A 12,496-nucleotide genomic window follows, 5' to 3' on the forward strand; every position below is an offset into this window, starting at 1 on the left:
AATGTTAATTTTATAACGGAAGTGATACTAGAGAAGATATTTAAGATTTCGAAACCGCAGTAGTTTTATGCTTCTTTTTTAATTTAATAACGCCATTCAGAACCACTGTAACTAATATAAGTAATGCTCCATAATAGAAATTGGTAGTCATTATTTCTTTCTCTCTAAAAATAATAATGGCTAGGATTATTCCGTAAATAGGTTCCAAATTAATACTTAACATCATTGTAAATGGACTTACACTTTTTAAAACTTGGTTTGATGCTGCAAAAGCATAGGCCGTACATACAGAAGCTAAAAGCAGTAAATAAAGCCAATCTGTGCTTGAAAGCACAAAGAAATGACTATCAACAGTTCCATTAATTAACAAAACGATTCCAATAAAAATGGAAGCAAAAAACAACTCGTAAAAAGAAATAACAGTTGCCGAATTATTCTTAATTAAATTGGAGTTTAAAATCGAAAAACAGGCCGATAAAAAAGAGGATAATAACGCGATTAAAATACCTATAAAATATTGACCTTCTGCATTAAAAATTACGACAAGGCCAACTATTGCTAATAGCGAGAAAAGCAATTCATAGGGAATTAGTTTTTTCTTAAATACTACCCATTGAATTAAAGTTACAAACAAGGCTCCCGTTGACATGGCTGCTAATGCGATGGAAATTGTCGCTATTTTAATGGCATAAAAGAAAGTAATCCAATGTATGGCAATCAATACACCTCCAAAAATATATCTTAATAAAACAGAAAAAGGGACTTGAATCTTTACTTTCTTTAACCGAATAAAAGCATATAAAAATAATGTCGCTAAGGTTACTCTAAACCAAACCAAAGGAATGGCATCAATACTAATTAAAGCACCAAGTATGGCTGTAAATCCCCAAATAAAAATTATAAAGTGAAGATGAAAATAATTTTTCGTAATCGCATTCATTATTTCTTAGCCTTAAAATAGAGATAGACCGCAATAATTCCGAATAATATATTAGGTATCCACACCATGAATAATGGATTGTACGTTGCAGAAGCTCCCAAAACTTCAGTTACCTTCATAAAAAATACATAGAGAAACATCAAACTAACACCAACTGCCAAATTAATACCTATACCTCCTCTTCTTTTTCTAGAGGCCAACGAAACCGCAATAACCGTTAAGATTATAGAAGAGACAGGTAATGTAGTTCTAGAGTACAGTTCTACTTTATATTTGTTCAAGTTTTTAACTCCCCTGTTTTCAGATTCCTTTATATGTGCATATAATTCAGGAGATGCCATTTCAATAGCCAAATAGTCGACATACAATAAATCTTTAGGCATAAAATTAAACGTAGTATCAAGCTTTCTACCAGATTCAATACTATCATTTTTTTCACCAATCCAACGTTTCGCATAATTAGTTATGGTATATGTACTATCCTTTGTATTCCATTTAATAGTTCTACCAGTTAGTATATATTTTAAATTAAGACCATCAAAGTGTTGGTATGAAAAATTAGTTCCGTGGTTTCTAGAAAAAGTAAAACGCTTAAAATAGACAATATCATTTTCTGACAACTGTAAACTCGCTTCGTTCACATATGTTTTGGTTTTTTTCTCTCTACGTATATAGGCCTCATCAAAAGCTTCAAGAGTTTTATTAGATTTATTTAATAAAAAATGATTGGCAGTTAAAGATATAAGTCCAATTAAAATAGCACCCAATAAATAGGGTTTTAAAAATCTTTTATAGGGAATACCTGCACTATGAATAGCTACGATTTCTGTATTAGAAGCTAATTTTGAAGTAAATAATATGGTAGAAATAAAAAGTGCCAATGGCATAAATGTATTTCCATAATTGATAATAAAAGGAATATAATAGTTGCTAATGATTTCTCCCACACCTAAGTCTGCATGATCTAAAAATTTACTATACTTTTCTGAAATATCTATAGCAACAGTTATAGGTATCAAAATTAGTAATGTAAAAATAAAAGTGGTAAAGTACTTTTTTAGTATGTATTTATCCAGAATTCTCATCTCAACCTAATAGCTATCTTAAAGTTAAAATTTTTGTCAATCTAAATTTCTTCAGATTCTAATAAAACGAGATATTGACTATTTATAATTCTGAATTCAATTCAAAATAACCTTTTAAAAGGCGAAAATAAACCTGCTCTTTTTATTAATTTATATTACAATCTTTTATCCATTTGTTTTACCATCATATTTTTCCAAATGGTAAAATCTCCTGCTAAGATATGTTTTCTAGCTTCACGAACCAACCACATATAAAATCCTAAATTGTGAATGGTTGCAATTTGCTTTGCTAAGTATTCTTTTGCAACAAACAAATGGCGTAAATAAGCTTTAGAATATTCAGTATCTACAAACGTAATATTCATTTCGTCTATAGGAGAAAAATCATCTTCCCATTTTTTGTTCTTTATATTAATACTACCATGAGCTGTAAATAACATACCATTTCTGGCATTTCTTGTAGGCATTACACAATCAAACATATCAACACCTAAAGCTATATTTTCTAAAATATTTATAGGTGTACCAACGCCCATTAAATAGCGTGGTTTATCTTCAGGCAACACACTACAAACAATATCAGTCATTTCATACAATTCTTCAGCAGGCTCACCCACAGATAACCCACCAATGGCATTACCTTCAGCTCCCATTGAAGCGATAAACTCAGCAGATTGTTTACGTAAATCTTTATACGTACTCCCTTGAACAATTGGAAAAAATGCTTGCTTAAAGTCGTAAATTTCAGGTGTTTTCTCTAAATGATTGATACATCGTTTTAACCAACGATGCGTCATATGCATTGAATTCTTAGCATAATTATATTCACAAGGATACGGCGTACATTCGTCAAATGCCATGATTATATCAGCACCTATACTTCGTTGAATATCCATAGAGGATTCTGGAGTGAAAAAATGCATTGAACCGTCTATATGCGATTTGAACTTAACACCTTTTTCATTAATCTTATTATTACCAGAAAGCGAATACACCTGATACCCTCCACTATCTGTTAATATAGGTCTGTCCCATTTCATGAATTTATGCAATCCACCCGCTTTTTCTAAAATTTTAGTAGTTGGACGTAAATACAAATGATATGTATTTCCTAGAATTATATCAGCATTAATATCTTTTTTAAGCTCTTGTTGATGAACACCTTTTACAGATGCCACGGTACCCACAGGCATAAAAATAGGTGTTTCTATTTCTCCATGATCGGTTGTAATGGTACCTGCTCTTGCTTTGGAAGTAGTATCAGTTATTTTTAAATCAAACTTCATGCTTATTTTTTGATTGGCGTATAATGATTAACGGCTTTAGACTTTTTTATGATTCAATTCACATGTATACGTTACAAATGTGATGCATTAAGTTATTAAAAAAAAATACCTTAACTGATTATTTAATGCTAACTTAAACGTTAAACCTAAAGTGCATTACATCACCATCTTGAACTACGTATTCTTTACCTTCTATAGATAACTTTCCTGCTTCTTTCACTTTCGCTTCGCTACCATATTCAATAAAATCGGCATATTTCATAACCTCAGCACGAATAAACCCTTTTTCAAAATCAGTATGTATAACACCTGCTGCTTGTGGTGCCGTATTTCCAACCAAGATTGTCCATGCTCTTACTTCTTTAACTCCTGCTGTAAAATACGTTTGTAAATTCAATAGCTTATAGGCAGCTCTAATTAATTTTGATGCACCTGCCTCATCGAGACCTAAATCATCTAAGAACATTTCTCGCTCTTCATAAGAATCTAATTCCGTAATATCTGCTTCTGTTGCTACAGCTAAAATAATTACCTCAGCATCTTCATTGGCAATTGCTTTTTTTACTGACTCTACATATGCATTTCCATCTTTAGCAGAAGCTTCATCTACATTACAAACATAAAGAATAGGCTTGTCTGTTAATAATTGTAATGGTTTAATAAAATCTTCACGCTCCTCTGAAGTTAATTCAACTGCACGGACAGAAATAGCTGCTTCCAATGCTTTTTTCACTTTATTTAAAGCGATTTCTTCTTTTTGAGCTTCTTTATTTCCTGTTTTAGCCGTACGCTTTACTTTTTCAAGCTTTTTATCAACCGTTTCAAGATCTTTCAATTGCAATTCAATATCTATCGTTTCTTTATCACGAATTGGATCAACAGTAGTATCAACATGGATGATATTGTCATTATCAAAACAACGTAATACGTGAATAATTGCATCTGTTTCTCTAATATTACCCAAGAACTGATTCCCTAATCCTTCCCCTTTACTTGCTCCACGAACCAATCCTGCAATATCAACAATCTCAACGGTTGCTGGTAAAACACGTTCTGGGTTAACGAGTTCTTCTAATTTTTCTAAACGTCTATCTGGAACGTTTACAACACCAATATTTGGTTCAATAGTACAAAATGGAAAATTAGCACTTTGTGCCTTTGCATTCGATAAACAATTGAAAAGTGTGGATTTACCTACATTTGGAAGCCCTACGATACCTGCCTTCATAACTTATTATTTCTAAAAATTCGAGGTGCAAATATAGGGTTAAGTTTTTATAAAAAACAAAATGCAAATTCTAAATAAAACTTAAAAACATCTTTTACGCATTGAAAAGGCAGTGTTACTCATTATCAATTGGATACTATAATGATATTATAGACTTTTGATCACATTAAAACATGAAAAAATGAGAAATATATTTTTTATCCTTTTAGCTGTTGGCCAATTATCAAATGCACAACAACAAATTTCTACACCCCCATCAAGAGTTAGTTTTGACGATTTTAAAGCGTTAGTACATGAAGTTGAAAGTCACAGAGCAAAACGTTTAATAAATCTAGATGATTTTTTAGCGATGAGTACAAAAGTAAATGTTGTACTATTAGATACGCGTTCAGACAGACGTTATGAACAAAAACATATTAAAGGGGCTATTCACTTAGATTTTACAGACTTTACCCATAAAAATTTGAGGAACATAATACCTGATCCCGAAACCAAAATATTAATTTACTGCAACAATAATATTGACAATGACGCCATTCATTTTGCTACAAAAATGGTATTACCCGCTAAAGAAAATAACTTAGCATTAGCTCTTAATATCCCAACTTACATTAACCTTTACGGCTATGGCTATAAAAATGTATATGAATTATCGGAACTTGTAGCTATTAAAGATTCCCGAATTAAATTTGAAGGAACAGCCGTAAAATAAATCGATTTGACAATTACTTGATTGACAAAACGTTTGAATTCACTTCAAAAAAAACACCAATAGGTAACTGAACACATCGTTACTCCGGATGCATAAAACGTTGCTTCTCTAACAATGTTTCTTCACTTTCCACATGTTCATCATCAGGTATACAACAATCTACTGGACAAACTGCCGCACATTGAGGTTCATCATGAAAACCTTTACATTCCGTACATTTATCTGGTACTATAAAATATATTTCATCACTTACAGGCTCCTGATCTTCATTTGCATTTACCTTTTTTCCGTTAGGTAAAACCACATCACCATCAAGCAACGTACCATCTTTATAACGCCAATCTTCGGCTCCTTCGTAAATTGCAGTATTTGGACACTCAGGTTCACAAGCCCCACAATTTATACATTCGTCAGTTATTATAATTGCCATTTGTTTTTTTACTTTAAATTTGCTGCGAAGTTACAAAATTCTTGTTTAAAAAGAAGTGTGGTATTTTAACTTAGTTGTTGCTATTTTTTTTAGCGGATTAAGCCTAAAATATTTTCATAGTAATAGCTTTACTATATTTTTACATAGTGCCAGGTGAAGAAAACAAGGCTAGCACTGTAAAAACATACTTATTTTTATACGCAAACGATAAAAAACTGAAAATGATATTAGAAAAAAGGATCAATGCTTTTGTTGAATTAGGAAAATTTTTAAGTCAATTTTCTCAAGATAAAATTGAGAAAAAGGAGCATGTAATGCTTAATGATCTCTTTTTTGATGCTGTTAAGCTTCAAATAAATAGAGCTCAAGAATTTAATAGTTGGTTTACAAAAGAAAATGTACTTTATGGAATAGAAAGTTGGACTAAATTACTGAATTTAGAAACCTTAACAAATTGGACTTCTTCGTATAATTTGACTAACGACAATCCTAAAACGATAGCCGTTATTATGGCGGGAAACATTCCTCTAGTTGGTTTTCATGATTTTTTATCTGTATTAATCTCAGGGCATGCTATTCGCATTAAACAATCATCAAATGATAAGCATTTACTGCCGCTATTGGCTAAATATTTAGAATATGTTGAACCAGAATTTAAAGGCTCTATAGACTTTACGGAGGGTAAACTAACTGATTTTGATGCGACTATAGCGACAGGAAGTAATAATACCGCTAGGTATTTTGAATATTATTTTGGTAATAAACCTCATATTATAAGAAACAATAGAAATAGTGTTGCCGTAATTACCGAAAGCGACAGTTTAGAGGAATTAAAAGGTATTGGAGAAGATATTTTTAGGTATTTCGGCTTAGGATGCAGAAGCATTTCTAAATTATACGTACCAAAAGGATATAATTTTGATCCTTTTTTTAATGCTATTTTTGAATATAAGGACATTATCAATTATAAAAAATACGAAAACAATTATGATTATAATAAGGCTGTATATTTAATGAGTGAGTTTGACATCTTAGAAAATGGCTTTTTTATGATAAAGGAAGATAATAGTTACTCCTCTCCTATTGCTACAGCATTCTATGAATATTATGACGATTTAGCGTCTCTTCAACTTAAACTTGAGGCTGATAAAGATCAAATACAATGTGTGGTTAGTAATACCATAGAAAATGCCGTAAAGTTTGGAGAAACGCAACAACCTAGTTTAACCGATTATGCGGACGGTGTTGATACGTTGCAATTTTTGAGTGCTTTAGTTTAGAGCTCTAACGCTTTCTAAAAATACCAATAGTAAGATTAATTAAAAACACAATCTGAGCAAAAACAACACCTAAGACAGCAAACTTTCGTAAGTTTTGATATAACATAATATTCCTAACATTAGCATTTAAATCATTGGAATGAAAACTAGTATATTGAGGAACAAAAAATAAAATTAATAGACCAATTACTGTTAAAATAACATGCGTTATCGTAAGAAAACCCAACGGTTTAAATTTGTTACTATTATAAGATAAATAATACCCTAAACCAACAAGGTACAAATACAGACAAAGTGGTATTAGAACAAAATATAACTGAAAAATAAAATAAGAATCATAGACATTAACGTCTAAAGCTTCTTCTCTATTAAAGAAACCATAAATTAAAATCAGAGGAATCAATCCCCAAAACAATAAAGGTACTTTTTTAATTAACTTACTCAAAGCTTGTTTCTAACTTGATATAGTCTAAAAATTCACGTTTGGTAGCAGCCTCCTTAAACTTACCTCCAAATTCAGAAGTTACAGTACTACTGGCTACATCGCGAATACCACGTGAATTTACGCACAAGTGCTTGGCATCAATAACACAAGCAACATCTTCTGTGTTTAATGCTCTTTGCAATTCTTGAACAATCTGCATTGTTAAACGTTCTTGTACTTGTGGTCGTTTTGCGTAATAATCTACAATACGGTTCATTTTTGATAAGCCAATTACATTTCCATTAGAAATATAAGCAACATGGGCTCTACCCACTATTGGTAATAAGTGATGCTCACAGGTAGAATATACTGTAATATTTTTTTCTACCAACATTTCGCCATACTTGTAGTTGTTATCAAAAGTAGACGCCTTTGGCATATTTTTAGGGTTTAAGCCCGAAAAAATTTCTTGAACAAACATTTTAGCCACTCGTCGTGGCGTGCCTTTTATGCTATCGTCAGTTAGATCCATACCTAAGGTATGTAAAATCTGAGCCATATTCTCTTCAATAGCTAGCATTTTATCAGTATCAGATACTTCAAAAGCATCATCGCGTAGAGGTGTTGTTGCTGTAGTTGCAATATGATTATCACCTATTTCGTCTTCCATAATTTCGGAATTAATTTTACCGTTTTTTCCTTCAAACATTTTCTTTAATCTTTTAATTATCAATATCGGAATGAAATATATTTATCCTTTTGGATTATAAAAACACCCCTAAATTCCCCTCAAGGGGACACTGCAAATTTACGAATTCTTTACTGCTTTAAGTAGGGTTTCAAAATTACAAGAACTTTGATCTCCACTTTTCATATTTTTTAAAGTATACTTACTTTCATTTAATTCAGATTCACCAACGAGAACGACAAAATTAATATCACGCTTATTGGCATAATTCATCTGTTTCTTCAGTTTTGCATTGTCTGGATACAATTCTGATTTTACGTCATTTTCACGCAATTTTTTAATCGTTTCTAAACAATAAAAAGCTTCATTTTCTCCGAAATTAATGAATAAAACCTTTGGTTTAGGCAATTCTACTTTTTGAAATAAGCCTAACTCTTCTAACACTAAATAAATTCTATCCAATCCAAATGAGATCCCTATCCCACTCATATTTTTTAAACCAAATATTCCCGTTAAATCATCATATCTTCCACCACCACCAATAGACCCCATCTTCACTTGAGCTGCAGCAACTTCAAAAATGGCTCCCGTATAATAATTCAATCCTCTTGCCAGCGTAACATCAAGCTTTAAACTACTGGTATTCAAACCTAGTTTTGCAACATTATTAATAACAAACGCTAGTTCAGAAACACCTTGTAAACCTTGGTCGGAATCTTTTAAAATAACTTTCAATTCTTTTAACATCGAATCATTATCTCCTTGCAATTGCAATAAAGGGGCTACTTTTTTAATGGCTTCCTCCGTTATGCCTTTACCTAGCATTTCTTTAATGACACCGTCTTTACCAATTTTATCTAACTTATCTAGAGCAACTGTAAAATCAATCAATTTATCAGAAGCACCAATAACCTCGGCAATACCAGAAAGTATTTTTCGGTTGTTTATTTTTATAATGGTCTCTTTTAATCCTAGTTTAGTAAAAATGTCATCATACAATTGTACAAATTCTACTTCTTGCCATAATGAAGTGCTTCCCACTACATCGGCATCACATTGGTAAAACTCTCTAAAACGTCCTTTTTGAGGTCTATCTGCACGCCAAACAGGTTGCATTTGATAGCGTTTAAATGGAAATTCAATTTCGTTTTGGTGTTGTACAACATATCTGGCAAAAGGAACTGTAAGGTCGTAACGAAGTGCTTTTTCCGAGATAGAAGCAGTTAAAGCATTACTATTTTTCTCATTTAAAGCAGTCTCATTTGCTTTAGATAAATAATCACCTGAATTTAATATCTTAAAAATCAATCGATCTCCTTCTTCGCCATACTTCCCCATGAGTGTAGAAGAGTTTTCAAAACTCGGTGTTTCAATGGGTTGAAATCCGTAATTCTCAAATGCTTCTTTTATAACATTAAAAATATAATTTCGTTGCGTTACTTCTGTTGGTGAAAAATCTCTTGTCCCTTTAGGTATGCTTGGTTTTTGTGCCATTAATTTTTTAAATAAGCTGCAAATATCGGAAATAATTACCGTTTTTTAAGATGGAAACTTGAATTGTTTAGGAGTCATTGTATTGGCAAAATTTTAAACCAAAACAAAGAAATGCATTTTAAACTTTAAACTAAACAAAAAATGGCTAACGCTCACTGAACACCGACAGCTTCATTATAGTCTATCGAATTCCGTTTTTTCTTCAAAACTTAATTTGACTTCCTGTTTAAAGATTTCTTTTTTGGGAAATTTTAAATACATAATGACTGCCATAAGTACAGAAACAAATAAAAAGATAATATTATTCGATTGAAAAGCTGCGACAATTGCAATAAATGCAGGAGCCTCTAACCAGGCCCCTTTTACAATAGTTGCGGTTTGGTATTGAGCTAATTTAGAATTTAAAGTATTATTTGGTGAAATTCTTTTAACCATAGATTGGTATACAGAATCACTAAAAAAGATACTACCAACAGCCATAATCGGTACCACTATTGTAAAAATATTGGTAATATCTATATCGTATACTGGTGTATCAATTAGGATAAAAGCAACAACTGAGAATACTACTATACCCGCAATTAAAGCTCCATAAATAATTTGTAATGTTTTAAAAATACCGTTTTGTTGTGCACTGTTATCCATCTATCTGTTTTTTTGGCTTAAACCATTTGAATACTTTAAATAATAACCACAATATAATAATTACAAAAACTATGGCTAAAACTGGAGCCACAAAAGCTAAAACAGCCATAATTATTGAGGTACCTGATTCAACTGTTGACACTATGGGGTTCGCAATACCACCAGTGGTAGCTGTTGCTGTTAATCTTGCCGTACTTGTAGATGCTTTAATAGCAGTAGCCGTTCCTCCACCTGCAATAATAGCCAAAGACCATGTTATTATTGGGTCTAAATCGACCGCTGTTGATAACATTACTGCAGTACCTGCAACGGCTGCCAAAGGCACAGCAATAACATCTAATAAATTATCTAACCAAGGAATAAGGTAGGCACCAATTTCAACGACTGTTGCAATACCTAAAGTAATCATTGCCGCAGAACTGCCTATCCATTCCCAATTTTCATTTAAGGGAATAATCTGATAATAGGAAGCTAAACTCAACGCAAAAAGTGGTACAAATATTCTAAAACCCACCGAAGCAGCTAGGCCAATACCTAATAGAATACTAAAAATTGTTTCGGGCATTTACGTTTTATTATAACACAAAGATAGTTACAATTATTATTCCAACATAACATAGGGGATTTTTCCCCTTTTTGCTCTAGGGTTTTCCCCCAATTTGATTTCCGCTCTTTTCTATTAAGAGAACTTGCCTTACTTTTGAGTTCAAACAAAACGCTATGTCTCACTCTCGTCATAATTTCAATAATAACGAAGATTCAGAACCTTATGGTCCTCAATTTTGGGATAAAGTTGTAAAAGCCCTATTTATTGCCGGTGTATCTTTAATTCTACTAATGATTGCTTTAAAATGGTTTGGTCTTATAAATTAATTAGACCTACTTTGAAAACCCTTCTCGTTTAAATTTTTTAATCCCCTAATAAGTCAATAACTTTGTAACTTAAATAAGTTAGAAAAATGATTGGCGTTTCAAAACTCTTGATATCATAAAGTTTCAGCAAGCCTAACAATGCTTATAAACATTTAGCTTATGTATAATTAGAATATTATAAAACATTGAATCAATGAAAATATATACAAAAACAGGAGATAAAGGACAAACGTCACTTTATGGAGGCACCCGCGTACCTAAATATCATTTACGTATTGAAGCTTATGGCACTGTTGATGAATTAAATTCACATATTGGCTTATTAAAAGATCAAAAAATTACGGAACCTACAGCGAAAACATTACTAAAAGTTCAAAATGAACTGTTTACACTTGGTGCCATGTTAGCCACGCCTCCTGAAAAGGAAACTTTAAAAAATGGTAAGGAACGTTTAAATATTCCGAAAATCACAACGTCTGACATCGAATATTTGGAAAATGAAATAGATACAATGCAGCAAACATTGCCGCAAATGACCCATTTTGTATTGCCAGGTGGTCACCAAACTGTGTCATTTTGTCATATTGCTAGATGTATTTGTCGTCGTGCTGAGCGTTTATCGGTGCAGCTCAATGAAAATGACCCTATTAATGATCATATAATCATGTATCTAAATAGACTATCAGACTATCTTTTTGTATTGGCACGGAAGTTGACTTATGATAATCATGTTGAGGAGATACCTTGGCTACCTAGTAAAAATTAGTTTAGAATCCCTATTTGGATTTCTAGTAAAAAAAATAGCAACATCAACCTATATTAATTATTAAAACCAATTAAGTTGATGATAATTTATAGAGATTAAAGAACGTTCTTTTATAATTTGAAAAATAATACATAAAAAACTTGCTTTTGTGCTTAAAAAAATTACTTTTGCAAAATATTAAAATTATATTACAATTATGTATTGGACTTTAGAATTGGCATCTTACTTAAGTGATGCTCCTTGGCCAGCCACCAAAGACGAGTTAGTTGATTACGCTATCAGAACTGGTGCACCGCTTGAAGTTGTTGAAAACTTGCAAGCAATTGAAGACGAAGATGATTCTTACGAGTCTATTCAAGAAATATGGTCGGACTATCCAACGGATGAAGATTTCCTATGGAATGAAGATGAATATTAAAAAATCTAAAGTCTCGTAATGAGACTTTTTTTTTGGTTTTTATTCACCTTTTTATATAAAAATTAACTGTCTATAATACACAGATTCTTATATTTGTGTAAAGTATTGACTATGAATAAAATCGAAGTTTTTGGTTTGATAAGTATAACCGTAGGTCTATTGTCAATTTACTTTTTTGACAATAATGGCATCAATTTTATTTCTGGTTTATTAATTGGATTAGGTCT

General features: G+C 31.8%; 15 protein-coding genes. 5 read left to right on the plus strand and 10 right to left on the minus strand.

Annotated elements, in window-relative coordinates:
* Window positions 1–40: 40 nt before the first annotated feature.
* The 4 genes from FF125_RS13830 to ychF all read right to left on the minus strand — a co-directional run bounded on the left by FF125_RS13830 (window position 41) and on the right by ychF (window position 4,539).
* The gene (locus tag FF125_RS13830; RefSeq protein WP_138950316.1) at window positions 41–940 is read right to left on the minus strand and encodes a DMT family transporter; all 900 of its coding nucleotides are present in this window, start codon (window positions 938–940) and stop codon (window positions 41–43) included.
* The gene (locus FF125_RS13835; RefSeq protein WP_138950317.1) at window positions 940–2,025 is read right to left on the minus strand and encodes an LptF/LptG family permease; all 1,086 of its coding nucleotides are present in this window, start codon (window positions 2,023–2,025) and stop codon (window positions 940–942) included. Before FF125_RS13835 ends, FF125_RS13830 begins: the two co-directional genes overlap by 1 nt.
* A 155-nt stretch (window positions 2,026–2,180) precedes the next feature.
* Window positions 2,181–3,311 (minus strand): tRNA guanosine(34) transglycosylase Tgt, encoded by a 1,131-nt coding sequence (gene tgt / locus FF125_RS13840; protein WP_138950318.1) that lies wholly within the window; start codon window positions 3,309–3,311, stop codon window positions 2,181–2,183.
* A gap of 133 nt (window positions 3,312–3,444) precedes the next feature.
* Entirely contained in the window at window positions 3,445–4,539 is a 1,095-nt protein-coding gene (gene ychF, locus FF125_RS13845) for a redox-regulated ATPase YchF (protein WP_138950319.1), read from the minus strand.
* A gap of 181 nt (window positions 4,540–4,720) precedes the next feature.
* Between ychF and FF125_RS13850 the strand changes: the two genes are divergently transcribed.
* Window positions 4,721–5,251 carry a rhodanese-like domain-containing protein gene (locus tag FF125_RS13850; protein ID WP_138950320.1) on the plus strand — a complete coding sequence of 177 codons (531 nt, stop codon included), beginning with the start codon at window positions 4,721–4,723 and terminating at the stop codon, window positions 5,249–5,251.
* A 79-nt stretch (window positions 5,252–5,330) separates the two neighbouring features.
* On the opposite strand, the gene FF125_RS13855 is transcribed toward FF125_RS13850, so the two are convergent.
* Window positions 5,331–5,681 (minus strand): 4Fe-4S dicluster domain-containing protein, encoded by a 351-nt coding sequence (locus FF125_RS13855; RefSeq protein WP_138950321.1) that lies wholly within the window; start codon window positions 5,679–5,681, stop codon window positions 5,331–5,333.
* A gap of 221 nt (window positions 5,682–5,902) precedes the next feature.
* Here FF125_RS13855 and FF125_RS13860 point away from each other — a divergent pair, with 221 nt between their 5' ends.
* Window positions 5,903–6,961: an acyl-CoA reductase gene (locus FF125_RS13860; protein ID WP_138950322.1), complete on the plus strand. Its 1,059-nt coding sequence runs from the start codon at window positions 5,903–5,905 to the stop codon at window positions 6,959–6,961.
* Between the two features lie 4 nt (window positions 6,962–6,965).
* On the opposite strand, the gene FF125_RS13865 is transcribed toward FF125_RS13860, so the two are convergent.
* From FF125_RS13865 to FF125_RS13885, 5 genes are all read right to left on the minus strand, one after another.
* Window positions 6,966–7,406, minus strand: coding sequence for a hypothetical protein (locus FF125_RS13865; RefSeq protein ID WP_138950323.1), 441 nt, complete (start codon window positions 7,404–7,406; stop codon window positions 6,966–6,968).
* Window positions 7,399–8,094 carry a GTP cyclohydrolase I FolE gene (gene folE, locus FF125_RS13870; RefSeq protein WP_138950324.1) on the minus strand — a complete coding sequence of 232 codons (696 nt, stop codon included), beginning with the start codon at window positions 8,092–8,094 and terminating at the stop codon, window positions 7,399–7,401. Before folE ends, FF125_RS13865 begins: the two co-directional genes overlap by 8 nt.
* A 99-nt stretch (window positions 8,095–8,193) precedes the next feature.
* Window positions 8,194–9,567, minus strand: a complete 1,374-nt coding sequence (hisS, locus tag FF125_RS13875) for a histidine--tRNA ligase (protein WP_138950325.1) — start codon at window positions 9,565–9,567, stop codon at window positions 8,194–8,196.
* A gap of 174 nt (window positions 9,568–9,741) precedes the next feature.
* Complete coding sequence (locus tag FF125_RS13880; protein ID WP_138950326.1) at window positions 9,742–10,212, minus strand: hypothetical protein; 471 nt, start codon at window positions 10,210–10,212, stop codon at window positions 9,742–9,744.
* On the minus strand, window positions 10,205–10,777 hold the full coding sequence (locus FF125_RS13885; RefSeq protein WP_138950327.1) for a DUF4126 domain-containing protein: 573 nt from the start codon (window positions 10,775–10,777) through the stop codon (window positions 10,205–10,207). The genes FF125_RS13880 and FF125_RS13885 overlap by 8 nt, the downstream gene beginning before the upstream one ends.
* A 155-nt stretch (window positions 10,778–10,932) precedes the next feature.
* On the opposite strand from FF125_RS13885, the gene FF125_RS21945 reads away from it, so the two are divergent.
* The 3 genes from FF125_RS21945 to FF125_RS13895 all read left to right on the plus strand — a co-directional run bounded on the left by FF125_RS21945 (window position 10,933) and on the right by FF125_RS13895 (window position 12,269).
* Window positions 10,933–11,085, plus strand: a complete 153-nt coding sequence (locus tag FF125_RS21945) for a hypothetical protein (protein ID WP_175418931.1) — start codon at window positions 10,933–10,935, stop codon at window positions 11,083–11,085.
* Between the two features lie 193 nt (window positions 11,086–11,278).
* Complete coding sequence (locus tag FF125_RS13890; protein WP_138950328.1) at window positions 11,279–11,851, plus strand: cob(I)yrinic acid a,c-diamide adenosyltransferase; 573 nt, start codon at window positions 11,279–11,281, stop codon at window positions 11,849–11,851.
* 196 nt (window positions 11,852–12,047) lie between these two features.
* Window positions 12,048–12,269, plus strand: a complete 222-nt coding sequence (locus tag FF125_RS13895; RefSeq protein ID WP_117883287.1) for a DUF2795 domain-containing protein — start codon at window positions 12,048–12,050, stop codon at window positions 12,267–12,269.
* Window positions 12,270–12,496: the final 227 nt, after the last annotated feature.

This window comes from Aureibaculum algae (assembly GCF_006065315.1).
GTDB classification, from domain to species: Bacteria; Bacteroidota; Bacteroidia; order Flavobacteriales; family Flavobacteriaceae; genus Aureibaculum; species Aureibaculum algae.